This window comes from Sphingobium cyanobacteriorum (assembly GCF_030580935.1).
GTDB lineage: Bacteria > Pseudomonadota > Alphaproteobacteria > Sphingomonadales > Sphingomonadaceae > Sphingobium > Sphingobium cyanobacteriorum.
The window spans coordinates 118,220-141,871 of sequence record NZ_JAUQOM010000003.1; the positions used below are offsets into that span (position 1 = coordinate 118,220).

30 protein-coding genes are annotated in these 23,652 nt (G+C 67.1%); 24 read left to right on the plus strand and 6 right to left on the minus strand.

Annotated elements, in window-relative coordinates:
* Positions 1-108: 108 nt before the first annotated feature.
* The 5 genes from arsH to Q4610_RS09005 are packed head-to-tail and all read right to left on the minus strand — an operon-like array spanning position 109 to position 3,234.
* Positions 109-864, minus strand: coding sequence for an arsenical resistance protein ArsH (gene arsH, locus Q4610_RS08985; RefSeq protein WP_125974190.1), 756 nt, complete (start codon positions 862-864; stop codon positions 109-111).
* Positions 861-1,934, minus strand: a complete 1,074-nt coding sequence (gene arsB / locus Q4610_RS08990) for an ACR3 family arsenite efflux transporter (RefSeq protein ID WP_304535654.1) — start codon at positions 1,932-1,934, stop codon at positions 861-863. Before arsB ends, arsH begins: the two co-directional genes overlap by 4 nt.
* A 3-nt stretch (positions 1,935-1,937) precedes the next feature.
* On the minus strand, positions 1,938-2,363 hold the full coding sequence (gene arsC / locus Q4610_RS08995; protein ID WP_125974186.1) for an arsenate reductase (glutaredoxin): 426 nt from the start codon (positions 2,361-2,363) through the stop codon (positions 1,938-1,940).
* On the minus strand, positions 2,360-2,890 hold the full coding sequence (locus tag Q4610_RS09000; RefSeq protein ID WP_125974184.1) for an arsenate reductase ArsC: 531 nt from the start codon (positions 2,888-2,890) through the stop codon (positions 2,360-2,362). The genes arsC and Q4610_RS09000 overlap by 4 nt, the downstream gene beginning before the upstream one ends.
* 11 nt (positions 2,891-2,901) lie before the next feature.
* A complete protein-coding gene (locus Q4610_RS09005) occupies positions 2,902-3,234 on the minus strand; it encodes an ArsR/SmtB family transcription factor (protein WP_125974182.1) in 333 nt (110 codons plus the stop codon).
* A gap of 465 nt (positions 3,235-3,699) precedes the next feature.
* Between Q4610_RS09005 and Q4610_RS09010 the strand changes: the two genes are divergently transcribed.
* The gene (locus Q4610_RS09010; RefSeq protein WP_125974179.1) at positions 3,700-3,999 is read left to right on the plus strand and encodes a DUF736 domain-containing protein; all 300 of its coding nucleotides are present in this window, start codon (positions 3,700-3,702) and stop codon (positions 3,997-3,999) included.
* Between the two features lie 287 nt (positions 4,000-4,286).
* Positions 4,287-5,129 (plus strand): DUF932 domain-containing protein, encoded by an 843-nt coding sequence (locus Q4610_RS09015; RefSeq protein WP_125974177.1) that lies wholly within the window; start codon positions 4,287-4,289, stop codon positions 5,127-5,129.
* Positions 5,130-5,287: 158 nt separating this feature from the next.
* Here Q4610_RS09015 and Q4610_RS09020 read toward each other — a convergent pair whose 3' ends face one another.
* Entirely contained in the window at positions 5,288-5,509 is a 222-nt protein-coding gene (locus Q4610_RS09020) for a helix-turn-helix domain-containing protein (RefSeq protein WP_336622864.1), read from the minus strand.
* Between the two features lie 175 nt (positions 5,510-5,684).
* Between Q4610_RS09020 and Q4610_RS09025 the strand changes: the two genes are divergently transcribed.
* The 22 genes from Q4610_RS09025 (at position 5,685) to Q4610_RS09130 (ending at position 23,638) form a co-directional block, all read left to right on the plus strand.
* Positions 5,685-5,957 carry a DNA -binding domain-containing protein gene (locus tag Q4610_RS09025; RefSeq protein ID WP_125974173.1) on the plus strand — a complete coding sequence of 91 codons (273 nt, stop codon included), beginning with the start codon at positions 5,685-5,687 and terminating at the stop codon, positions 5,955-5,957.
* Between the two features lie 145 nt (positions 5,958-6,102).
* Entirely contained in the window at positions 6,103-6,324 is a 222-nt protein-coding gene (locus Q4610_RS09030; RefSeq protein WP_125974171.1) for a transcriptional regulator domain-containing protein, read from the plus strand.
* 46 nt (positions 6,325-6,370) lie between these two features.
* Positions 6,371-6,886, plus strand: a complete 516-nt coding sequence (locus Q4610_RS09035; protein ID WP_210252678.1) for a DUF2285 domain-containing protein — start codon at positions 6,371-6,373, stop codon at positions 6,884-6,886.
* A gap of 128 nt (positions 6,887-7,014) precedes the next feature.
* A complete protein-coding gene (locus tag Q4610_RS09040) occupies positions 7,015-7,281 on the plus strand; it encodes a helix-turn-helix transcriptional regulator (protein ID WP_015459426.1) in 267 nt (88 codons plus the stop codon).
* Positions 7,278-7,784 carry a DUF2840 domain-containing protein gene (locus tag Q4610_RS09045; RefSeq protein WP_125974169.1) on the plus strand — a complete coding sequence of 169 codons (507 nt, stop codon included), beginning with the start codon at positions 7,278-7,280 and terminating at the stop codon, positions 7,782-7,784. Before Q4610_RS09040 ends, Q4610_RS09045 begins: the two co-directional genes overlap by 4 nt.
* Positions 7,781-8,326 (plus strand): S26 family signal peptidase, encoded by a 546-nt coding sequence (locus tag Q4610_RS09050; RefSeq protein ID WP_125974167.1) that lies wholly within the window; start codon positions 7,781-7,783, stop codon positions 8,324-8,326. The genes Q4610_RS09045 and Q4610_RS09050 overlap by 4 nt, the downstream gene beginning before the upstream one ends.
* A gap of 37 nt (positions 8,327-8,363) precedes the next feature.
* A complete protein-coding gene (locus tag Q4610_RS09055; protein WP_125974165.1) occupies positions 8,364-8,699 on the plus strand; it encodes a DUF736 domain-containing protein in 336 nt (111 codons plus the stop codon).
* 187 nt (positions 8,700-8,886) lie between these two features.
* Positions 8,887-9,615, plus strand: a complete 729-nt coding sequence (locus tag Q4610_RS09060; RefSeq protein WP_425262543.1) for a lytic transglycosylase domain-containing protein — start codon at positions 8,887-8,889, stop codon at positions 9,613-9,615.
* Positions 9,616-9,853: 238 nt separating this feature from the next.
* Complete coding sequence (locus tag Q4610_RS09065; protein WP_054725789.1) at positions 9,854-11,611, plus strand: relaxase/mobilization nuclease domain-containing protein; 1,758 nt, start codon at positions 9,854-9,856, stop codon at positions 11,609-11,611.
* A 13-nt stretch (positions 11,612-11,624) separates the two neighbouring features.
* Entirely contained in the window at positions 11,625-13,598 is a 1,974-nt protein-coding gene (locus Q4610_RS09070; RefSeq protein ID WP_054725794.1) for a conjugal transfer protein TraG, read from the plus strand.
* Positions 13,599-13,607: 9 nt separating this feature from the next.
* Positions 13,608-14,036 carry a ribbon-helix-helix domain-containing protein gene (locus tag Q4610_RS09075; RefSeq protein WP_054725797.1) on the plus strand — a complete coding sequence of 143 codons (429 nt, stop codon included), beginning with the start codon at positions 13,608-13,610 and terminating at the stop codon, positions 14,034-14,036.
* A gap of 172 nt (positions 14,037-14,208) precedes the next feature.
* The gene (gene trbB, locus Q4610_RS09080) at positions 14,209-15,195 is read left to right on the plus strand and encodes a P-type conjugative transfer ATPase TrbB (protein WP_054725800.1); all 987 of its coding nucleotides are present in this window, start codon (positions 14,209-14,211) and stop codon (positions 15,193-15,195) included.
* Positions 15,192-15,524: a TrbC/VirB2 family type IV secretion system protein gene (locus Q4610_RS09085; RefSeq protein WP_054725809.1), complete on the plus strand. Its 333-nt coding sequence runs from the start codon at positions 15,192-15,194 to the stop codon at positions 15,522-15,524. The genes trbB and Q4610_RS09085 overlap by 4 nt, the downstream gene beginning before the upstream one ends.
* The gene (locus Q4610_RS09090) at positions 15,524-15,796 is read left to right on the plus strand and encodes a VirB3 family type IV secretion system protein (RefSeq protein ID WP_054725812.1); all 273 of its coding nucleotides are present in this window, start codon (positions 15,524-15,526) and stop codon (positions 15,794-15,796) included. The genes Q4610_RS09085 and Q4610_RS09090 overlap by 1 nt, the downstream gene beginning before the upstream one ends.
* Positions 15,793-18,228 (plus strand): conjugal transfer protein TrbE, encoded by a 2,436-nt coding sequence (gene trbE, locus Q4610_RS09095; RefSeq protein ID WP_054725815.1) that lies wholly within the window; start codon positions 15,793-15,795, stop codon positions 18,226-18,228. Before Q4610_RS09090 ends, trbE begins: the two co-directional genes overlap by 4 nt.
* The gene (gene trbJ / locus Q4610_RS09100) at positions 18,225-18,941 is read left to right on the plus strand and encodes a P-type conjugative transfer protein TrbJ (protein ID WP_054725818.1); all 717 of its coding nucleotides are present in this window, start codon (positions 18,225-18,227) and stop codon (positions 18,939-18,941) included. Before trbE ends, trbJ begins: the two co-directional genes overlap by 4 nt.
* 4 nt (positions 18,942-18,945) lie before the next feature.
* Positions 18,946-19,197 carry a putative entry exclusion protein TrbK-alt gene (trbK-alt, locus tag Q4610_RS09105; RefSeq protein ID WP_054725821.1) on the plus strand — a complete coding sequence of 84 codons (252 nt, stop codon included), beginning with the start codon at positions 18,946-18,948 and terminating at the stop codon, positions 19,195-19,197.
* Positions 19,194-20,498 (plus strand): P-type conjugative transfer protein TrbL, encoded by a 1,305-nt coding sequence (gene trbL / locus Q4610_RS09110; protein ID WP_088712619.1) that lies wholly within the window; start codon positions 19,194-19,196, stop codon positions 20,496-20,498. Before trbK-alt ends, trbL begins: the two co-directional genes overlap by 4 nt.
* 5 nt (positions 20,499-20,503) lie before the next feature.
* Positions 20,504-21,187 (plus strand): conjugal transfer protein TrbF, encoded by a 684-nt coding sequence (gene trbF / locus Q4610_RS09115; RefSeq protein WP_054725827.1) that lies wholly within the window; start codon positions 20,504-20,506, stop codon positions 21,185-21,187.
* Entirely contained in the window at positions 21,184-22,200 is a 1,017-nt protein-coding gene (gene trbG / locus Q4610_RS09120; protein ID WP_054725830.1) for a P-type conjugative transfer protein TrbG, read from the plus strand. The genes trbF and trbG overlap by 4 nt, the downstream gene beginning before the upstream one ends.
* Positions 22,197-23,420, plus strand: a complete 1,224-nt coding sequence (locus Q4610_RS09125; RefSeq protein WP_088712620.1) for a TraB/TrbI/VirB10 family type IV secretion system protein — start codon at positions 22,197-22,199, stop codon at positions 23,418-23,420. Before trbG ends, Q4610_RS09125 begins: the two co-directional genes overlap by 4 nt.
* Entirely contained in the window at positions 23,417-23,638 is a 222-nt protein-coding gene (locus tag Q4610_RS09130) for a DUF2274 domain-containing protein (RefSeq protein ID WP_054725836.1), read from the plus strand. Before Q4610_RS09125 ends, Q4610_RS09130 begins: the two co-directional genes overlap by 4 nt.
* Positions 23,639-23,652 lie beyond the last annotated feature (14 nt).

Consider the following 23,652-nt stretch of genomic DNA (forward strand, 5'->3'; position numbering starts at 1 on the left):
CGTCGCCCCCAAAAATCGCGGCCGCGCCCCTGTCCAGGCGCGGCCGCTTTTGTCATGCAGGAAGAAATCGTCGCTCGCCGGGCACAGCCCGGCTCGCGGCGCCACGTGTTATCTCGATGTTTGTTTGGCGATGGCGATGGCCGACAGGTCGTTTGCCGGATCGATCGTTACGCCCGTCGCCTTGCGCTCGGAATAGCGATCCACAAGCTGCGCAGCGTGAGGGCGCAGCAGCACCGTGAACCGAACCAATTCCTCCATCACATCAACGATGCGGTCATAGTAGCTGGACGGCTTCATACGTCCGGCTTCGTCGAACTCCTTGTAGGCCATCGCCACGCTCGACTGGTTAGGGATTGTCACCATTCGCATCCAGCGGCCGAGCAGGCGTAGCGTGTTCACGGCGTTGAACGACTGCGAGCCGCCCGACACCTGCATGACCGCGAGCGTGCGGCCCTGCGTCGGGCGCATCCCCTTCATCTCCAGTGGCAGATGGTCGATCTGCGTTTTCATGAGTCCGGTGATCTGGCCGTGACGCTCCGGGCTGCACCACACCATGCCTTCTGACCACAGCGCATGGTCGCGCAGCTCATGGACGGCGGGATGATCGTCCCCTGTGACCTGGTCGGGCAAAGGCAGGTCGGACGGATCGAAGATGCGCGTCTCGGCGCCGAAGAACTGAAGCAGCCGCGCGGCCTCCTCGACTGCGAAGCGCGAGAAGGACCGTTCGCGGAGCGAGCCGTAGAGCAGCAGGATACGCGGCGGCGGATCGCCCGCGCCAAGGCCAAGGGCGGGCCGGTCATGGGCATAACGCGGATCGAGCGCGGGCAGATGATCCGGATCGGAAAGATGTCGGAGGCGGGTCAAGCGGTCGCGCCTTTCTCATACCAGCCGCGCGTCCGCTTCACGATCGCCACCACCGTCAGCATCACCGGCACCTCAACCAGCACGCCGACGACCGTGGCGAGCGCGGTGCCGGACTTGAGGCCGAAAAGGCTGATCGCCGCAGCAACCGCCAGCTCGAAGAAATTGGACGCACCGATCAGCGCGGCGGGCGCGGCCACGCACCACGCGACCCCGAACCGGCGGCTGAGCCAATAGGCCAGCCCGGCGTTGAAATAGACCTGCACCAGTATCGGCACGGCGATGAGCGCGATTACCAGCGGCTGCGCGATGATCGCCTCGCCCTGGAAGCCGAACAGCAACACCAGCGTCGCCAGCAGGGCGGTGAGCGACGCCGGGCCGAGACGGGTCAGCAGCCGGTCGAGCGCGACCTGGCCACCCGACGCCAGCACGCCGCGGCGCACGATCTGCGCGACGACCACCGGCACGACAATATAGAGGCCCACCGAGAGCAGCAGCGTGTCCCACGGGACCGTTATCGAGGCGACGCCGAGCAGCAGGCCGACCAGTGGCGCGAAGGCGAACACCATGATGAGGTCGTTCAGCGCCACTTGGCTCAGCGTGAAATTGGGTTCGCCGTCGCACAGGTTCGACCAGACGAACACCATCGCCGTGCAGGGCGCGGCGGCGAGCAGGATCAGGCCGGCGATATAGGATGAGGCTTCGCCCGCCGGGAGCAATGGCGCGAACAGCCAGCCCAGGAAAAGTGTGCCGAGCAGCGCCATCGAGAAGGGCTTGACCGCCCAGTTGATGAACAGGGTGACGCCGACGCCCTTCCAGTGCTGGCGGACACTCCCGAGCGCGCCGAAGTCGATCTTGAGAAGCATCGGCACGATCATCAGCCAGATCAGCACCGCGACCACGAAATTGACGCGCGCCACCTCGGCAGCGGCGATAGCGCCGAACAGCCCGGGTAGCGCGTGACCGAGCGCGATGCCGGCGACGATACAGAGCGCCACCCACAGCGTCAGATAGCGCTCGAAGAAGGAGATGCCGGGACGCGCCGCTGTGGCGTCGGCGGGAATGGTCGCCATCCTTCAGCTCACCCTTGCGCCGGTAGCATCGACGACCTGCTGCCCGTCCTCTTTGACGAAGGCGCCCTGTTGCGGCGCGGGCAGCAGGTCCAGCACGACTTCCGAAGGGCGGCTGAGCTTCACGCCCAGCGGCGAGACGACCAGCGGCCGGTTGATGAGGATCGGATGCAACATCATCGCGTCGATCAGGGTTGCGTCAGACAGTGAGGTGTCGCCCTGACCCAGTTCGGCATAAGGTGTGCCCTTCTCACGCAGCAGGTCGCGCGGCGTGATACCCGCGCGCTCGGTAAGCTGGACGAGCAATGCGCGCGAAGGCGGCGTTTTCAGGTATTCGATGACATGCGGCTCTATGCCCGCATTGCGGATCAAGGCCAGCGCGTTGCGGGAGGTGCCGCACTCCGGGTTGTGATAGATGATGATGTCGGTCATGCGGCATCACCGCGCCGGGCGGTAGAGCCTTCGGCATGGCCGATCTCGCGCAGCTTCGCGCCGAGCGCCTTGGCTTCCAGGGCTGCGATGGGCAGCGCGAGGAATAGCTTGATCCGATTTTCCAGATAGCGCAGCGCCGTCACAAAGGCGCGCTCGCGCTCGATCTCCGTTCCCTCGGCACGGCTTGGATCTTCGATACCCCAATGGGCCGTCATTGGATGGCCGGGCCACACCGGGCAGGTCTCACCCGCCGCGTCGTCGCAGACGGTGAACACGAAATCCATGTGCGGCGCATCCGGTTGAGAGAACTCCTCCCAGCTTTTGGAGCGCAGCCCTTCGGTCGGATAGTCGATGCGCTCCAGCAGCCGGAGCGCGATCGGGTTGACCGCACCCTTGGGGAGGCTGCCAGCCGAGAAGCCGCGGAAGCGGCCTTCGCCCAGCTTGTTGAGCGCGCTTTCCGCGAGGATCGAGCGCGCCGAATTTCCGGTGCATAGGAACAGGACATTGAACATGCGGTCGGCGGACATAGCGGTCTCCTTCAACAGCAGGGAGTGAGTTCAGCAACGAGCGGCACGCATAGCTCCGGCTTTCCGGCGCAGCAGTCCTTGACCAGAAACAAGGTGAGCGCGCGCAGCGTATCGAGGTCGGCGCGGTAGATGATCGACCGGCTTTGCCGTTCGGATTTCACCAATCCCGCGCGCGACAGGATGCCCAGATGCGCCGACATGGTGTTCTGCGGCACGTCGAGCTGGCGCGCGATCTCGCCGGCCGGCAGGCCGTCCGGCTCGTATCGCACAAGCAGTCGGAACGTATCGAGGCGAGTCGTCTGCGCGAGTGCGCCAAGGGCAAGGATGGTCGAATCGGTTTCCATATATCCAGAATAGCGGATATTTTCCTGGAACCATCCTCCTTTTTCATCATCTGCTACCCGCCTTGATGCGGGTCGCGGTCTTGGTGACGCCGCCTTGCTCGCGGCTCGCTCCATCAAGTCGGCATAGGACCGGCCGTTCCCACCTTACAGGGCGCCGAACCGTGGGAGGGCTGCGATCCAGTTTTGATGGCCGCGAGCATATCCCGTGTGCCCCTCGCCACGACCGCACGGCCTCTCGATTGGCTTGATCTAACCGGGGCCGGCTATGCCTTGCTCGGCCTGGCGCAACGCCGTCGCGCGGCTTTTTTCCGCCGCCTTCGGCTTTGCATCGCGAAGCAAAAAAGCCGCGCTTCGCCATCCTCCGCTGCGCTTCGGCCGCAAGCGGTGCGCGTCCGGTCATCCCCGCTTCACCGATCGCCATCGAGGCCGCGGCGGTCGTGGCCCGAGAGCGAAAGGAACTTTGACATGGCGACCATCGGCACCTTCACCCAAGCGGCCAACGGCTCCTTCACCGGAACCATCAAGACGCTCACCCTCAACGCCAAGGCCAGCCTCCGGCCGATCGACAAGGAGAGCGAGAAAGCCCCCGACTACCGTCTCGCGGTTGGCTCCGTCGAGTGCGGCGCAGGATGGAAGAAGACCAGCCGCGAGAACCGCGACTACATCTCGGTCAAGCTGGACGATCCCACTTTCCCGTCCCCGATCTACGCCACTCTGTCCGAGACCGAAACCGCCGGCGAATACGCGCTGATCTGGTCCCGCTGACCCCGACACGGCGCCCCGCTCCATTGGAGCGGGGCGCCTTCGTGTGGTTGTTAGCTGGTTATCAAAAGCGGACGGGCCAGTCGGCCCGGCATGTTGTCGGAGCTGCTTGGGGCGCTGCCCCTAGCGCCCTTCGGAGCAGCTTCCGCCCAGCTTCCTCCACGCTGCGCGTTCCGTGCAGCCGGTTCCCCGCGAAGCCGCCCACTCCGGTTGCACCCCCGGTCTCGCCGACGGGCAGGGTTTCAGCGCGGCGCTCCGCTGCGCGGAAACCCAAGCCCAAGGAGGCCAAAATGCACTACCAGCTTGCCACCCGGTTCGGCCGCAGCGCCCATCAGATCAGCGGCCGGGAGCCGCTCGACAACGAGGCGCTGTATCGGCACGTCCCTTCCATCTTCGCCCGCGAGGCGCACGACAGCCGTTCAGATCGCTATGTCTATGTCCCGACCATCGACATCGTGGAGGGGCTGCGCCGGGAAGGATGGTCGCCGTTCTTCGCGGTCCAGTCCGTTCCGCGCGACGGCAGCCGCCACGGCCACGCCAAGCATATGCTGCGCCTGCGCCGGGACGACGGCATCGGCAAGCCCGAGGCCGCCGAAGTCATCATCGTGAACAGCCATGACGGGACCAGCGCCTATCAGATGTTTGCTGGGATGCTGCGCTTCGTCTGCACCAACAGCATGATCGCGGGTGAGCGGTTTGAGGAGGTCCGCGTGCCGCACAAAGGCAATATCGAGCATGACATCATCGACGGCGTGTTCACCGTTGCCGAGGACTTCCCCCGGCTGATCGACGCCAGCGAGTCGATGAAGGCGATCCAGCTTTCGCCGGATGAGCAGTGCTTGCTTGGCGAGGTCAGCCTTGTTGCCCGCTATGGCGAGGACGAAAGCCCGGTTCGCCCCGAACAGATCATCGAGCCGCGCCGCCGCGAGGATGTGGACCGCAGCCTGTGGACCACCTTCAACGTCATTCAGGAGAATGTGGTTCGTGGCGGGTTGCAGGGCCGCAAGCGCAACGCCGAGGGCCGTATCCGTCGCGCGCAGACCCGCGCCATCAACGGCATCGATCAGAATGTGACGCTCAACCGTGCGCTCTGGACGCTAGCCGAGGGGATGCAGCGCCTCAAAGCGGCGTGACGCTAACTACCGCAGGGCCGGAGACTCCGGCCCTGCGGCTACGCCATTTTGCGCCGATCCGCTGCGCTGGATCGGCGGCGGCCGCTCGTCCCGAGGTCCGCGCGGCCGCAATCGCGCTCGCCGGGCTGACGCCCGGCTCGCGCTCAAATTCTGCGAAGCTAGTCGGTCTGGGGCGGATCGAGTTCCGCGACAAGATCCGCGGGCGTGACGCCAAGCGCGGAAGCCAGATGAAACAGGGTGACGACCGTGGGATTGCGCCGGCCGCGCTCCAGATCGCTGACATATTGTTGGGTAAAGCCGGACATCTCGGCAAAGCGCTCCTGGGTAAAGCCCTTATCCTTTCTCAGCTTGGCAAAGTTCAATCCCACGAGACGACGCATATCCATGCGCGGCAAGCTGGACGATACATCTCATCGGGTTTATCTCATATCAGTTGTATCGGCTGGAGCGCGCCGTCCGTCGGTGCGGAAGGCGCGTCCAGCGATGCAGGACTTGCGCGTATCCGGTTCAGCAATCTGAGCTTAAACGGTTAACGGGCAACATGACGAGGGCGCCATGAGCACCAGCCAATTCGAGGATCGCGCGCCCGAGGTATCGCAGCTCACGGCGTATGACGAAAGCCACCTTGTCGCCTATTTGCGGCTGCTCGATGCGGATAGTGACGGGGCCGACTGGCGCGAGACAACCGCTGCCATCCTCGGTGTGGACGCAGCCGTCGAGCCGCAGCGGGCAAAAGAGATGCACGACAGTCACCTTGCCCGCGCACGATGGATGACGGAGGTTGGCTATGCCTATCTGCTCGGCAGTGAGCGCCCGCTAAAGCGTTAAGTTTCAATCCGATTTGGCGCCATTCTGTTGCTGTTGCCGCAGCATACCCGGCATGGTTGAGCGCAACCTTGGCGCTATTATGCGTCAGGAAGTCCGGTGATGTTCATCCTGTACTATCCGCGCGCCGCGCGGTTGGGAGGATGCAATGCCGACGCCACCGGGGCGTCGCCAGCGACGCGCCGGCCGAATGTCCGACGCGCTCGGGCGCGCCGATCTTGCCGCCGAGTTTCTTCAACGAAACCGTACCTATCGCGCCGAGCATGAGCAGATGCAGCAGCGCATCGCCGACGGCGCCGTCGCAAAGAACGCCGCCGAGACGGCGTTCGCGCGGCGCTGGGGGTTATCCTTTCGCCACGGCGCCGGATGATCTTTCGGAGCCCGTCGTCTGGCGCCCGGAGCTGACCGCCGTCACGGTGATCCTCGACGCCGCGCCGGAGGGTTTCGAGACCGCCGCCCCGGTCGATCCGCGCGCGATCGGCGCGCTGCTCGCCGACCTGGCCGGGATCGAAGGCCGCCATGTCATCGTCGCCGATGCGGCCGGCGAACATCGCCTGTGGCTGCGCGACCACAAGCCGGGCCAGCCGCTCGCCGCCGTCATCCCGCTCGACAAGGATTTCCTCACCCGCATCGCCAGCCTGCTGCGCTTTCACCGCCGTCTGCTCGGCCGCGCCGCCGGCCCGCTGCCGCGCGGATGGCCGCTCACGGCTTACCGGCTCGCGCGGCTCGACTTGATGCTCCGCGCGCTCGACCTGCGCGACGGCGGCGCGACCTACCGCGAGATCGCGATCGCGCTAGGACGCGACGAGGCAGCGCGGCTGTCCGCGAGCGACTGGAAGATGTCTTCCGCGCGTTCGTTCGTAGTCCGTCTGGTTCGCGACGGCATCGCCATGATGAAGGGCGACTACCGCAAGCTGCTCCGCATTCGCTGACCCGCTCACGCCGCCGCACGCATTTGGGGGTGGTCGCATCCGTGCGGCCGCACATCTTCATACCCCACCCGGCCGCCTCCGCTCTGACAATTACGTCTCCTGCCGCCACCGCCCGCAGGAGCCGTCACTTGTCCGATACGCCCACCAACTTGCCGCCCCGTTTCCTGCGCACGCCGGAAGCCGCGCGATTTCTCGGCCTCTCCGGCCGCACCCTTGAGAAGCACCGCTATTTCGGCACCGGTCCTGCTTACCGCCGGATCGGCGGCCGCGTCGTCTATTCGGTCGATGACCTGCGCGCCTGGGCCGACATCGGCATCAAGCATTCGACCTCCGATCCGGGGCAGGATGATCTCATGCCGCGCGCGGATTCGGCCATCGCCCGGAGCCGGCGATGACCGTCCCACCGTCACCCCTGCGCCACCGCCAGCCATCCGATGACGGCATGACGCGCGTCGAATTGACGTGGATCGAGAAACGGATCGAGCATTGGATCAGGTTCGGGCGCGTTGCGGTTGATGAGATCGTCGATCGCCGCCGCCGCATCGTCCGCTTCCGTCCCGGCGCCATCTTCGCGTTCGTCCGCTGGGCCGCCAACGACTACGGCACGGTCAGCTCGCGCATCGACATCGTGCGTGCGGTCGGCACCGGCGAGCCCTTCACGACTCTGCCGTTCGTCCGCCCCGGCGGCGACATCCTGCTCAAGATCGAAGGCTGGCCCAAGGTAAGCCAAGTGCTTGCCGCGATCGACGCGGCCGAGGCGGCCGGCGTCGATCCCTGCGACGCCGCGCCCGATCATTGGCGGCACGTCCACAACCGCATCGCCGCCGGACATCAGCCGCGTCCCTACACGCTGGAGCGTCATCGCGCCTGGCTCAAGCGCCGGGAGATCGAAGGATGACGCGCCGTGGATGGGCCATTGCGACGGTCTCTGTCGCGTCGCTATTCGGCGTGTCGTTCGCAGCCGTGGCGGTATTCGACCCGCTCCCGCGCGTCGTCTGGAACGCCAGCGCGAGCGCGCCGATCGGACTTTATCGGATCGAGCCGCTTCCCGATCCGCCGAACGGCGCGTTGGTCGCCGTGACGCCGCCACCGCCGCTGGCGCGGTGGCTCGCGGAGCGCGGCTATCTCGGCGAGCGCGTGCCGCTCCTCAAGCACGTTGCCGCCAAACCGGGGCAGCGAGTGTGCAGGATCGGCGCCGTCGTGAGCATCGATGCGCAGCCCGTCGTCGTTGCTCGCTTGGCCGACGGCATGGGCCGCCCGCTGCCGGTCTGGCAGGGCTGCCGCACGCTGCGCGCCGGCGAGCTGCTGATGCTCAATCCCGACCACGCCGACAGCATGGACGGCCGCTATTTCGGCCGGTTGCCGGCCTCGACCGTGCTCGGCCGCGCGATCCCGATCCTTACCCGCGACGACCTCGAAGCGCCGCTCACCTGGCGCTGACCCGCTTTTCCCAACTGCCAACCCAAAGGAGATCATCATGCAGATCGGCAGCTTCTTCCGCACTGCCAACGGCTACGAAGGCATCATCGAGACGGCGACGCTCGACATCCGTATCTCGATTGTCCCAGCCGATCCGAGCGACGCCGACAAGGCGCCGGACTGGCGCGTCCATCGCGGCGACAGCGGCGAAGGGCCGGAGATCGGAGCCGGCTGGAACGAGAGCGGCGAACGCGCCGGCGATTACGTCTCGCTGCGCATCGACGATCCCGCCTTTGCGCAGCCGATCCGCGCCGCGCTGTTCCAGAACGGCAATGACAAATCGGCTTGGTCGCTGCGCTGGAACCGCCAGCCGAAATCGCGCGAGCAGGACTGAACCAGTGCGCTTCATCCTCATCCCTTTGTTCGCGGGAAAGCCGTCTCATCCCTTCGTCCCGCTCGGTCGCAGGCCGGCCGGCGCGCGCAGCGAAGGTCAAGGGCGGCCAACGGCCGGCGCTCCGCGCGCACCCTTTACCGCAGCGAGCACGATGGCAGGCTGGCGACGGAGTGGAGTCGGATCGGCGGTGGCGCTTGCCGTCGTGCTGCTGTCCGGCAGCGCTGCGCCTGCTTCCGTGCTGGCGCAGGATATGTCGGCCGCGCGATCGGCACCCGTCCATCCTTATGCCCGCCATGTCGCCGACGCCGCGCGTCGGTTCGGCATCCCCGAAGCGTGGATTTGGGCCGTGATGCGCGTCGAGAGCCGTGGCGTTTCCCGCGCAATCTCGCCTGCCGGGGCGATGGGCTTGATGCAGATCATGCCCGCGACCTGGGCGGGCCTACGCACTCGCTACGGCCTCGGCCCCGCTCCGTTCGACGTGCGCGACAACATCATGGCGGGCGCGGCCTATCTGCGCGAGATGCACGACCGCTACGGCAACGCCAGCGCGATGCTGGCGGCCTATAATGCGGGACCGGGCCGCTACGACGACTATCTGTCGCGCGGCCGTCCGCTGCCTCGTGAGACGGTCGGCTATCTCGCCCGGCTCGCGCCGATCACTGGCGGATCGGGCGCTGTGGAGATGGCGGTAAGCGTGCCGCCTGATCCGTTCGCCTGGCGTCGCGCCGCGTTGTTTGTTCGCACGGGGAGCGCCGCATCAGATGCAGTTGGCGTGCGGTCCGGCAGCGGCGAAACCGCGCCGGAAACGCCCTCGGGCAGCGTAGAATCTGACGGCGCTCACACCACCGATCCGTCGCCGAATGTGGCGCGCGACACGCTGTTCGTGTCCCGCGCCCGCGCGGGCCGACCGCAATGATCGGTCTGTCACTCCCTTCATCCGTCCGAAGCAGCAAAGTGGCTGGGGAGGAGGAAAACGGCAGGGACAGACGAGGGCAAGATATAAGCCGCACCCCGTTTCGCCGAAAAGCCAAGGCTTTTCCGTGGCTTCATGCGGGGGCGTCGGTCGGCGCGCGTGCCGCGCGGAAGGGAAAAGCAAGCAAAATCAACGTCTCGAATGGCACCACGGGCCATTTACGGCCGAAAGCGGCCCGGCCGTGAGCGAGGACAGTGAGTTCCGCGTTCGGCCGGGCAAGGCCAAGCGCAGCAAGGCGCAGGGCCGCAATGCGCGCGGCCTGGTGGCCGAGGTGCTGCGCGTGGCCGCGATCCACAGCGGAGGCCGGCGCACCGGGGGCGGCTCGCGCCGAGGTCGCCAATCCAGTTTCGGGCGGGGACGAACAGCATTTGCCCGCAGCCGGTTATTCGGATCGGGCCGTCGAGTGATGGTGAAGGCGCTACCCGTGAACCATCGCAGTCGCGGGGGCCGACGCATGGCGCCGCTGTCCGCGCACGTCGCCTATTTGAAGCGCGAAGGCGTCACCCGTGACCGTTCCCCGACGCGCATGTTCGACGCGGCCGGAGACAATGCCGACGATCGCGCATTCACCGAGCGGTGCAAGGATGACCGGCATCATTTCCGCATCATCGTCTCGCCGGAGGATGCGGCCGAGCTGACCGACCTACGCGAATACACCCGCGATCTCGTGCGGCAGATGGAAACGGATTTGGGGACGCGGCTCGATTGGGTCGCGGTCGATCATTGGAACACCGACAACCCGCACGTTCATATGCTCGTGCGCGGTGTCACCGACACCGGCACCGATCTCGTCATGGCGCGGGACTATATCAGCCACAACCTGCGCTCCCACGCCGAGGAGCTGGCGCAGGCCGAACTTGGGCCGAAGCCTGAGCATGAAGTGCAGCGCGCGCTCGACCGAGAAGTGACGGCCGAGCGCTGGACGCGGCTCGATACCGAGATCGGCCGCGCGGCCGACGAACTGGGGGTCATCGACCTGCGCCCCGAGCGGCCCGGTCCGGCCGATCCGCGCCTCCGCCGGTTAATGGTCGGCCGCTTGCAGCATCTGGAGACGATGGGGCTCGCCGCTGAGGGTGAGCCCGGACAGTGGGCGGTTGCCGAAGGCGCGCAAGGCAAGCTGCGCGAGCTGGCCGCGCGCGGCGACATTATCCGCACCATCGGACAGGCTCTGAAAGATCACGGGCAGGACCGGCCGCTGGAAAGCTACGCGGTTGTGAGCGGCGCGCCGGAAAAGCCAATCGTCGGCCGGCTGATCGACAAGGGGTTGCACGACGAGCTGTATGGCGCGGCCTATGCCGTGATCGACGGCACGGACGGCCGCACCCATCATGTGCGGCTGCCCGGAATTGAAGCGCTGGAGCAAAGCCCGACGCTCGGCGGGATCGTCGAGCTGCGCGCTATAGGCAAGCCGGGCGAGCCGAAGCCCACCCTGATCCTCGCCACGCGATCGGACCTCGACCTCGCCGCGCAGGTGAAGGCGCCCGGCGCGACCTGGCTTGACCATCGGCTGATCGAGCGCGGCACGGGTGTCGCGGATGGCGGGTTCGGTGCGGAGGTGTGCCGTGCGATGGACGCGCGCACCGATCATCTTGTCCGCGAGGGGCTGGCGCGCCGCTATGGCCAACGCGCGGTGTTCGAGCGCGGCTTGCTCGACACGCTGCGCAAGCGCGAGCTGGACGCCGTTGGCGCGAAGATCGCGGGCGAAACGGGCCTTGCGTATCGCCCGACCACCTCCGGCGAGAAGATTGCCGGCGTAGTCCGCCAGCGCCTCGCACTCGCCTCCGGTCGCTTCGCCATGATCGACGACGGGCTCGGCTTCCGTCTCGTGCCCTGGGCCAGCGCGCTCGAACAGCAGCTCGGTCGCCAAGTGTCCGGTGTCGTTCGCGCTGGTGGCGGCATCGACCTAGCGCTCGGCCGCAAGCGCGGCCTCGGCCTCTGACAAGGAAACAGCCATGTCCGCGACGAAAATCCTGTGGGGCCAGATCATCGCTGTCTTTCTGATCGTGCTCGCAGGTGTGTGGGGCGCGACGCAATGGACCGCCGCGGCCTTGGCCTATCAACCCGAGCTGGGGCCGCCCTGGTTCATCGTCGGCGGCTGGCGTGTCTATCCGCCGCCGGCCTTCTTTTGGTGGTGGTTCTCGTTCGACGCATACGCGCCAGCCATCTTCAAGACCGGCGCATTCATCGCCGCGTCGGGCGGGTTCGTGTCAATCGCCGTCGCCATTGGAATGTCTGTGTGGCGTGCGCGCGAGTTGAAGAACGCCGAGACCTACGGCTCGGCACGCTGGGCGACAACGCGCGAGGTTCGGGCGGCCGGGCTGCTGGGCGCGAACGGCGTCGTGCTCGGCAGACTCGACCGGGACTATCTGCGCCACGATGGCCCCGAGCATGTGCTGTGCTTCGCTCCGACGCGGAGCGGCAAGGGCGTCGGGTTGGTTGTGCCGTCGCTACTCACCTGGCCGGCCTCCGCGATCGTCCACGACATAAAAGGCGAGAACTGGTCGCTGACCTCGGGCTTCCGCGCGCGACACGGCCGCGTGCTGCTGTTCGATCCGACCAATGCCGCATCGGCTGCCTACAACCCGTTGCTGGAAGTGCGGCGCGGCCAATGGGAGGTGCGCGATGTGCAGAATGTGGCGGACGTGCTGGTCGATCCCGAAGGCAGCCTGGAGCGCCGGAACCATTGGGAAAAAACGTCGCACTCGCTGCTGGTCGGCGCGATCCTTCACGTCCTCTATGCCGAGCCGGACAAGACGTTGGCCGGCGTCGCGTCGTACCTCTCCGATCCATCTCGCACGATCGAGCAGACGCTGGCCGCGATGATGGCGACGCCGCACCTTGGCGAAGCCGGCGTTCATCCCGTCGTCGCCAGCGCGGCGCGAGAGCTGCTGAACAAGTCGGATAACGAGCGGTCGGGCGTGCTCAGCACGGCCATGTCGTTCCTCGGTCTCTACCGCGATCCTGTTGTGGCGCAGGTCACGCGGGCCTGCCAGTGGCGCATATCGGATCTGGTGGGGGGCGAACGGCCGGCGACGCTCTATCTGGTCGTGCCGCCCAGCGACATATCGCGCACCAAGCCACTCATCCGCCTCATCCTCAACCAGATCGGGCGCCGTTTGACCGAGGAGCTGACCCCGAAGGGCAACCGCCACCGCGTGCTCCTGATGCTCGACGAGTTTCCCGCCTTAGGCCGGCTCGACTTCTTCGAGTCTGCCTTGGCGTTCATGGCCGGCTACGGGCTCAAGGCGTTCCTGATCGCGCAGAGCCTCAATCAGATCGAGAAGGCTTACGGCCCGAACAACGCGATCCTCGACAACTGCCACGTCCGCGTGAGCTTCGCCACCAACGATGAGCGGACCGCCAAGCGCGTCTCGGACGCGCTCGGCACCGCGACCGAGATGCGGGCGATGAAGAACTATGCGGGTCACAGGCTTTCGCCCTGGCTCGGGCATCTGATGGTGTCGCGGTCAGAGACCGCTCGCCAGCTCCTCACGCCGGGCGAGGTGATGCAGCTGCCGCCCGATGACGAGATCGTCATGGTGGCGGGCGTCCATCCGATCCGGGCGAAGAAGGCCCGCTACTACCGCGACGCACGGTTCGCCGAACGTATCATGTCCGCGCCCACCCCTGACGCCGCCCAGGTCCGGCGCGATGACTGGACGGGCCGCGCCGTCATCGCCGATCCCGCCGCCGTGGCGCAGATCGTCCGTTCGGCGGAGGACGCGGCGAACGGCGGATTGCGCCGCGAACCCGAACTGCCGGAGCATGTCGCCATCGCGCCCGAGACCTCGCCACCGCCCGCGCAGGAGTTTGCGATCATGGACGACGAACCCGACGACGCCGCGCGGCAGGCGGCGGTGCGGCGCCGGATGCAGGGGCTCGCGCGGCAAGCGTCGCTCGACCCCGGCGATGGTATCGAGCTGTAGGCGGCGATCATGCGCGTCCGGCTCAATGTCTATTTTCCGCCAGCGCTCGCCAAGCAGGTTGACGAGCTGGCGATCCGCCGCCGCATCTCTCGCTCGGCAATCGTGGAGGCGGCGGTCGCCTCCTACCTCTCGCCGGACGGCGCCGACCGGATGGAGGCGGCGTTCGCTCGACGGCTCGATCGCTTGTCGCGTCAGGTCCAGCGGCTTGAGCGCGACACCGGACTCACGATTGAGGCACTGACGTTGTTTGTGCGGTTCTGGCTGACGGTGACGCCGCCATTGCCCGACGAGGATCAAGCGGCCGCGCAGGTGAAGGGACGCAAGCGCTACGAGGGTTTCGTCGAGACGCTCGGCCGGCGCTTCGCCAGCGGCAAGAGCTTGAGGGACGAGATACCGGAAGATGTCTGGCCGCGCTCCACTTCGACTGAGTCGGACTGAATAGACACGCCAACCACCGCGTAGTCGAAAAGCAATTCCGCCGCCGACCACGTATCTGCCGCCCCCTCTACTACGCCAGCAAGTAGCTGTTGCGGCAGAAGTATTTATGCGTCTCTTGCTGTGCCCCGACAGCCGGGCGGCGGTTCGCCCGGCCCTTCGCAGGGCCAGTTCCTTGACCGTTCATCCGATCCGATCCGAGGCCAAGACGCGCGGCGCGCGGATGCTGCGCACCGCGCTCGGGCCGTCGATCTCGGCATGGCTGGACGACCCGACCGTGATCGAGGTGATGCTAAACCCGGACGGGAGGTTGTGGCTCGATCGGCTCGGCGAAGGCGTTAGCGATACCGGCGAGACGCTGACCGCCGCCGATGGCGAACGCATCGTGCGCCTGGTCGCTCATCATGTCGGCGTCGAGGTTCATGCGCGCAGTCCCCGCGTGTCGGCAGAACTGCCCGAGGGCGGCGAACGATTCGAGGGCTTGCTGCCGCCTGTCGTAGCGGCTCCCGCCTTCGCTATCCGCAAGCCCGCCGTCGCGGTGTTCACGCTTGACGACTACGCCACCGCCGGGATCATGTCGGCCGACGCGGCGACGGCGCTGCGCGAAGGCGTATCGGCTCGCGCCAACATTCTCGTCGCCGGCGGCACCGGCAGCGGCAAGACCACGCTGGTCAACGCGCTCTTGGCCGAAGTCGCCAAGACGACCGACCGCATCGTTCTGATCGAAGACACGCGCGAGCTGCAATGCGCTGCGCCCAACCTCGTCGCCATGCGGACGAAGGACGGCGTGGTGTCGCTGTCCGAGCTGGTCCGTTCGTCGTTACGGCTTAGGCCGGATCGCATCCCGATCGGAGAGGTGCGCGGCGCCGAGGCGCTCGACCTCATCAAAGCCTGGGGCACCGGCCATCCGGGCGGCATCGGAACCATTCACGCCGGCACCGCACTTGGCGCGCTCCGCCGCATGGAGCAACTCGTTCAAGAGGCGGTCGTGACAGTCCCTCGCGCGCTGATCGCCGAGACCATCGACCTGATCGCCGTGCTGGTCCGTGACGCGCACGGCCGGCGTCTCGCCGAGCTGGCCCGCGTCGAAGGACTCGACGCCGCGACCGGCGACTACCGCCTTACCCTGCTTCCCAAACCCCAGCCCGGAGACCTGCCATGATCCATGCCATTCGGCATGGCGCGCGTCGCGCCATGCTCGCCACCACCGCCAGCGTCGTCGCGCTGACCTTTGCCGTTCCGGCCCACGCGGGCGGATCGTCGATGCCGTGGGAAGCGCCGCTGCAAAGCATCCTCGAAAGCATCGAGGGGCCGGTGGCGAAAATCGTCGCGGTCATCATCATCATCGTGACCGGCCTGACGCTGGCTTTCGGCGATACTTCCGGCGGCTTCCGCCGGCTGATCCAGATCGTGTTCGGTCTCAGCATCGCCTTTGCCGCGTCGAGCTTCTTCCTGTCGTTCTTCTCGTTCGGCGGCGGGGCGCTCGTCTGATGCAGGACGCAGCCGAACCGATCGCGGGCTTCTATGCCCCCGTCCACCGGGCGCTGACCGAGCCGATTTTGCTCGGCGGCGCGCCGCGGTCGCTCGCCATCGTCAACGGGACGCTGGCCGGCGCGATCGGGCTCGGCCTGCGTCTCTGGATCGCCGGCCTGGTCATCTGGGCGATCGGCCACGCGCTTTCCGTATGGGTTGCACGACGCGATCCGCAGTTCGTGGACGTGGCCCGGCGCCATCTCCGCTTCCCGACATGGATGCAGCCATGATGAGCTTGCGCGAATATCGCAGCAAGGCCGCGTACCTTGCGGACTTCCTGCCTTGGGCCGCGTTGGTCGGCGAAGGTGTCGTGCTCAACAAGGACGGTTCGTTCCAGCGCACCGCACGCTTCCGCGGCCCTGATCTCGACAGTGCGACGCCGGCCGAGCTGGTCGCCACCACGGCACGCTTGAACAGTTCACTCCGGCGCCTGGGCTCCGGTTGGGCGATCTTCGTGGAGGCGCAGCGCAGTCCCGCGCTCGATTACCCCGAGTCCGAGTTTCCCGATCCCGTTTCTGCGCTGGTCGATATGGAGCGCCGCGAACAGTTCCGTGAGGAAGGCGCGCATTTCGAGAGCGCCTATTTCCTGACGTTGCTGTGGATGCCGCCGGCCGAGGACGCCGCGCGGGCCGAAGGCTGGCTTTACGAGGGCCGGTCCACCACCGGCGTCGATCCGTGGGAGCTGCTCAAAGGCTTCACCGATCGTAGCGACCGCGTGCTCAATTTGGTCGAGGGTTTCGTGCCCGAGGTCCGCTGGCTCGATGACGGCGAGACGCTGACCTACCTCCACTCGACGATCTCGACGCGGCGACAGCGTGTGCGCGTGCCGGAAACCCCGATGCACCTCGACGCGCTGCTCGCCGATGAGCCGTTGACCGGCGGGCTGGAACCTTGCCTGGGCGACCATCATCTCCGCATCCTCACCATTACCGGCTTTCCCAGCTCGACGTTTCCGGGGCTGCTCGACGAGCTGAACCGACTGGCGTTCGGCTATCGCTGGTCCACCCGCGCGATCATGCTCGACAAGACCGACGCGACGAAGCTGCTTACCCGCATCCGTCGCCAGTGGTTCGCCAAGCGCAAATCCGTCGCCGCCATCTTGAAGGAGGTGATGACCAACGAGGCGAGCACGCTGCTCGACAGCGACGCCTCGAACAAGGCCGCCGACGCCGACACCGCCTTGCAGGAGCTGGGCGCCGACTATGCCGGCATGGCCTATGTCACCGCCACGGTGACGGTGTGGGACCGCGATCCCGCCATCGCGGCCGAGAAGCTGAGGCTCGTCGAGAAGGTTATTCAGGGCCGCGATTTCACCGTCATTCCCGAGGGCATGAACGCGATCGAGGCGTGGCTGGGCAGCCTTCCCGGCCACACCTACGCCAATGTTCGCCAGCCCCCGATTTCCACCATCAATCTCGCCCACCTGATCCCCCTGTCAGCAGTATGGGCGGGGCCGGAACGGGACGAGCATTTCGGTGCAGCCCCCTTGCTCTACGCAAGAACCGAAGGCTCGACCCCGTTCCGGTTTTCCCTTCACGTCGGCGATGTCGGCCACACGCTGATTGTCGGCCCGACCGGCGCCGGCAAATCGGTCCTGCTCGCGCTGATGGCGATGCAGTTCCGCCGTTACGAGAACAGCCAGGTCTTTGCCTTCGACTTCGGCGGCAGCATCCGCGCCGCCTCGATCGGCATGGGCGGCGACTGGCAGGATCTCGGCGGAATGCTTGCCGACGAAACCGGCGACGGGGTGCAGCTCCAACCGCTCGCCCGCATCGACGATCCGGCCGAGCGAGCGTGGGCGGCGGAATGGCTGGCGGCGATCCTCGCGTCCGAAGGCGTCGCGGTCGATCCGCAGGCTAAGGAGCATATCTGGTCGGCGCTCAACTCCCTGGCGTCGGCGCCGGTTAGCGAACGCACGCTGACCGGCCTTGCCGTGCTGTTGCAGAACCAGCAGCTCAAACAGGCGCTCGCCTCGTATTGCATCGGCGGGCCGTGGGGCCGGCTTCTCGACGCCGAGGACGAGCGCTTGGGCGAAGCCGCCGTGCAGGCGTTCGAGACCGAAGGACTGGTCGGCGCCGGCTCCGCCGCCGCCGTTTTGTCCTACCTGTTCCACCGGATCGGCGGGCGGCTGGACGGCTCGCCCACACTCATCATCATCGACGAGGGCTGGCTGGTTCTCGACAGCCCGGACTTCGCAGCGCAGCTCCGCGAGTGGCTGAAGACCCTTCGCAAGAAGAACGCCAGCGTCGTCTTTGCCACGCAGAGCCTTGCGGACATCGAAACGTCGAGCATCGCCCCGGCCATCATCGAAAGCTGCCCGACGCGCATCTTCCTGCCGAACGAGCGCGCCGCCGAGCCGCAGATCGCCGCCATCTACGAGCGGTTCGGGCTTAACGCCCGCCAGATCGAAATCCTCAGCCGGGCGATACCCAAGCGCGACTATTATTGCCAGTCGCGGCGCGGCAACCGGCTGTTCGAGCTGGGGCTGGGCGAGGTCGCGCTGGCCTTCGCCGCCGCGTCGGCCAAGGCCGATCAGCTCCGCATCGCCGACATCATCGAGACTCACGGCCAAACCGCATTCGCGGCCGAATGGCTGCGCCATCGCGGCTGCGCCTGGGCGATCGAGCTTCTTCCCCCCCGCCAGCAGGAGTTACCGCTATGACCCGACTTCCCCTGCGCCGCGCCATTCTGGCCGGCGTCCTCGCCACCGCGACCATCGCGCCGATCGCGGCGCCCGTGCCGGCCTACGCGCAGTTCGGCGGGATCGTCTATGACCCGACCAACTATGCGCAGAACGTGCTGACCGCCGCGCGCACGCTGGAGCAGATCAACAATCAGATTCGCCAGATACAGAATCAGGCGACTTCGTTGCTCAACGAGGCCCGCAATCTGGCGAGCCTCCCGCAATCCTCGCTCGCCGAGTTGCAGGGCCAGGTGCGCCAGACCCAGCAGTTGCTCGGCCAGGCGCAGCGCATCGCCTATGACTTGGGCCAGATCGACCAGGCTTTCACCAGCCGATACACAGCCGGCGCCATGTCGGTCCCGCAACGGCAGCTCGTCGCAAATGCGCGCGAGCGGTGGGAGACCAGCGTAGGCGCGTTTCAGGACGCGCTCCGCGTTCAGGCCGGCGTCGTTGGAAATATCGACGGCTCGCGCGCGACGATGAACCGCCTCGTGTCGGCGAGCCAATCATCTCAAGGCGCGCTCCAAGCGGCTCAGGCCGGCAACCAGCTTCTCGCGCTGCAATCGCAGCAGCTCGCCGACATCGCGGCGTTGCTGGCCGCTCAAGGCCGAGCGCAATCGCTGGAGGCGGCGCGAAATGCAGCCGCCGAAGCCGAGGGGCGCGAGCGCCTCCGCCGCTTCCTCGGCAACTGAGCCGATGTCGGCAGCCGTCAAGATCGCCGGCGTCGCCACGCTGGCAGGGCTCATGATGACGGTGGCGGTGATCGCCGCCGTCACCGAGCCGCGCGTGCCGGAGGCGGCCAACGCCGTGGCGGCACGCGCCGAGCGCGATCCCTTAGCGGCGGAACTCGCGCGTTGCCGCGCGCTCACCATGCCGGATTCCGGCTGCGAGGCGGCATGGGCGGCGCATCAACGCCGGTTCTTCGGCAGGGAAGGCAATCAGCGGTGAACGACACCGGCATCATCGACAACTTCCTACAGGTTTTCACGACCTACATCGACAGCGGGTTCGGACTGCTCGGCGGCGAGATCGCGTTCCTTTCGACCACGCTGATCGCCATCGACCTGACGATTGCCGGTCTGTTCTGGGCATGGGGCGCCGACGAGGACGTGCTTCAGCGCCTCATCAAAAAGACGCTCTACATCGGCGTCTTTGCCTTCATCATCGGCAATTTCTCGACACTGGCGACGATCGTGTTCCAGTCTTTCGCCGGGCTGGGCTTGAAGGCGACGGGCGATGCCATGAGCATCGCCGACTTCATGCGCCCCGGCTTCATCGCCGCGACCGGCTTGGATGCGGGTGAGCCGCTGGTCGTTGCTGCGGGCGAGCTGGTCGGTCCAATCTCATTCTTCACCAACTTCGTTCAGATCGTCGTGTTGCTGCTCGCTTGGGCGCTTGTCGTCATCGCCTTCTTCATCCTGGCGATCCAGATTTTCGTGACGCTGATCGAGTTCAAGCTGGTGACGCTCGCCGGCTTCGTGCTGTTGCCGTTCGCCTTCTTCAGCAAGACCGCCTTCATGGCCGAGAAGGTGTTGGGCCATGTCGTCTCCACCGGCATCAAAGTTCTCGTGCTCGCCGTCATCACCGGCATCGGCACGACGTTGTTCAGTCAATTCACCGCCGCCGCTGGCCCAGAGCCCACGCTGGAGCAAGCGATGTCGATCGCGCTCGGCGCGCTGTCGCTGCTTGGCTTGGCGATCTTCGGCCCCGGCGTAGCGAACGGCATCGTCTCAGGCGGGCCGGCCCTCGGCGCGGGCGCAGCCGCCGGGACCGCGCTGGCCGCAAGCGGCGCGCTGGTTGGCGGTGCAGCCGCCGCACGCCTCGGCGCCGGCGCGGCTGCAAGCGCGATCGGCGGCGCGGCACGAGGGAGCGCCTTTGCTTCCGGCGCCGCCAGCAGCGCCTATGCGCTCGGCTCGGCAGGCAAGACCGGCGCAGCCGCCGTCGCGGGTGGCGCGGCCGGTGTCGGCCAAGCGGCGGCGGGTGCGGCGATTTCCCCGCTACGGAAAGCCGCCGCGTCCCTGAAAGACAGCTATCGCGCCGGCGGTCGCGCAGCAGTCACCGCGACGCGAGGCACGATTTCAGGAGGTGCTTCGCCATCGGCACCAGCCTCCGACGACAGGCCCGCTTGGGCATCGGCCATGAAGCGCCGCCAGACCATGACCCACGGCGCGACGATCGCCGCCCACACCCTACGTTCCGGCGACGGCGGGGGAAGCGGCTCGTCCGTCGATCTCCATCAGAAGGACTAGCTGCCATGTTCCGACGACCGACCATCCGCTACGGCCAGACCCCCGAACCGACCACGCCCTATCAGCGCGCCGCCCAAGCCTGGGACGACAGGATCGGTTCGGCGCGCGTGCAGGCGAAGAACTGGCGTCTCGCATTTTTCGGCACGCTCGCCCTTTCGGGCGGCCTGGCTGGCGGCCTCGTCTGGCAATCGGCCCGTGGCCATATCGTCCCTTGGGTGGTGCAGGTCGATCGGCTCGGCGAGGCGCAGGCGGTCGCGCCGGCCGAGGCCGGCTATCGCCCGACCGATCCGCAGATCGCGTTCCATCTCGCCCGCTTCATCGAGCAAGTCAGGAGCGTGCCGGCCGATCCGGTCATCGTTCGTCAGAACTGGCTTCGCGCCTATGACTTCACCACCGATCGGGGCGCGGTCGCGCTCAACGATTACGCTCGCGCCAACGACCCGTTCGCCAACGTCGGGCGGGTGCAGGTGGCGGTGGACGTATCAAGCGTCATCCGCGCGTCACCGGACAGCTTCCGCGTCGCCTGGACGGAGCGACGCTATCAGGACGGCAGCCTCGCCGCCACCGAACGCTGGTCGGCGATCCTCACCATCGTCGTGCAGCCGCCTCGCACGCCGGACGCACTCCGCAAGAATCCGCTCGGTGTGTTCGTCAATGCCCTCAACTGGTCAAAGGAGCTGTCGCAATGATCGGCATTCCCTTCCGGCGCGCCGTCACCGCCGCGCTGCTCGTTTCCGCCTCCGCGCTCGCCGGCTGTGCCACTACTTCCGCTCGGCCGCCCGCTATCGCATATGACGATCCACCGCGCGAAGTCGCCGCGACGCCGGCCGCCGAGCCGCCGCGCCCGGTGGAGATCGTTACGATTCCTGAACCGTTGCCGCTTCCCGGTCAGCTCAAGCCATTGCCGGATGCCCCTCGCGTGTCAGAGCCTGCCGATCCCCGTAGGCGCGTCGGCGATGCAAACGCCGCCGCGCGGGTGCAGCCGGCCCGTGACGGCTTCCTCAACGCCATCCAGCAATATCCCTGGACGGACGGCGCGCTCTATCAGATCTATACCGCGCCCGGCCAAGTGACGGACATCGCCTTACAGGAGGGCGAGCAGCTCGTTGGGCCGGGGCCGGTAGCAGCCGGCGACACCGTGCGCTGGATCATCGGCGATACTATCAGCGGCGGCGGGCCGGCAGCGCGAGTGCATATCCTCGTCAAACCGACGAGGCCGGACCTCGCCACCAACCTCGTCATCAACACCGATCGGCGCACCTATCATCTGGAGCTGCGCGCGACACCTGCGACCTACATGGCCTCAGTGTCGTGGACCTACCCGCAAGATCAGCTCATCGCGCTACGCGGCGGCAACATCGCCGCTGCGACGGTCGCGCCGGCCGCGACCGGCGTGGATGTGACTTCGCTCAATTTCCGTTATCGCATCGAGGGCGACCGCGCCCCGTGGCGTCCCATTCGTGCGTTCGACGACTCCCGGCAGGTGTTCATCGAGTTTCCGGCGGGGATCTCGCAGGGCGAGATGCCGCCGCTGTTCGTTACCGGCGCGGCCGGGGACGCCGAGCTAGTCAATTATCGCGTGCAGGGCCGCTACATGGTGGTGGACCGGCTGTTCGCCGCCGCCGAACTGCGCCTGGGCGATCGGCGCAATGAACAGCGCGTCCGCATCGTGCGCGACGACGGACGGGAGCGGCGGCCGTGAACGATCGCACCGACATTCCCTCCGCCGAGCCGGCCGCGCCGCAGCCCCTTCCCGCCGATCCAAAGCCATTCCAGCTTCGACGCGATCCGCCCCGCGTCATGCGTCTGTCCCGCAAGGCGCTGACAGTCATAGGCGTGGCCGCCGGCCTCGGTATCGGCGGCTCGCTGATCTACGCGCTCAAACCGGCTGGTGAACGGCAGGCGGAAGAACTCTACAACACCGAGAGCCGCGCCACGGCCGAGACCATCACCTCGGGACCGAGGGACTATGCTCAAGCGCCGCGCCTTGGGCCACCACTTCCCGGCGACCTCGGCGGCCCGATCGTGTCCGCCCAGCAGCGCGGCGAGAACGTGCCCGTGCCGCCGATCGGCACGCAGCCGGCCCAACCCGATCCGCGCGCGCAGGCCGAGGAGGCTGCGCGCCAGCGCGCCCAGCAGGAACGTGACGCTGCCCGAATGAGTGGCGTATTCCTCGGCGGCAACGCGGGCAACGCCGGAACGGCGCCGGCCCCGTCGCTGATCTTGCCCGACCAAGCCGCGCAGCTAACGCAGCAGGCGAGCGCAGCGCAGGGCGATCAAGCTGGCCGGCGCGCTTTCATGGCGCAAGCCTCGAACCAGCGAACGGTGAGCGCGGAGCGGCTGATCGCACCCCCGTCGCCCAACATCGTGCAGGCCGGAAGCATCATCCCGGCCGCGCTCATCACCGGGATCAGGTCCGATCTTCCCGGCCAGATAACGGCGCAGGTTACGCAGAACGTCTATGACAGCCCGACAGGCCGCATCTTGCTCATCCCGCAAGGTGCCCGGCTGATCGGCGAATACGACAGCGAGATCACCGCCGGGCAGACCCGTGTTCTCCTCGCCTGGGACCGGCTCATCATGCCGGACGGGCGCTCGATCGTTCTCGAGCGCCAGCCAGGCGCGGACGGCGCTGGGTTCGCCGGCCTACAGGATCGCGTGAATCAGCATTGGGGCAATCTGCTCAGGGCGGCGGCCGTCTCGACTCTGCTCGGCGTCGGCGCCGAGTTGGGCGCGGACAGCGAGGATGACTTGACCCGCGCGTTACGGCGCGGCTCGCAGGACACGATCAATCAGACCGGCCAGCAGATCGTTCGGCGGCAGCTCAACGTGCAGCCGACCCTTACCATCCGGCCGGGCCATCCGCTGCGCGTGGTCATCACCCGCGACCTAGTGCTCGAACCTTTGGGAGCGTCACGATGACGAAATTGAAGCTGGGGCCATTGGTGGACGATCGGCCTGTCAAACTGACGGTGGAGCTACCCGCCGGGGTCCACCGCGATCTTGTAGCCTACGCCGCCGCGCTCGCGGCGGAGACCGGCCAGCAACCTATGCCGCCTGAAAAGCTGGTGGCGCCTATGCTTGCGCGCTTCATGGACACCGACCGCGGCTTTCGTCGCCACCGCGCGCAAGGCAGTTAAGGGGTTCCCGGCTT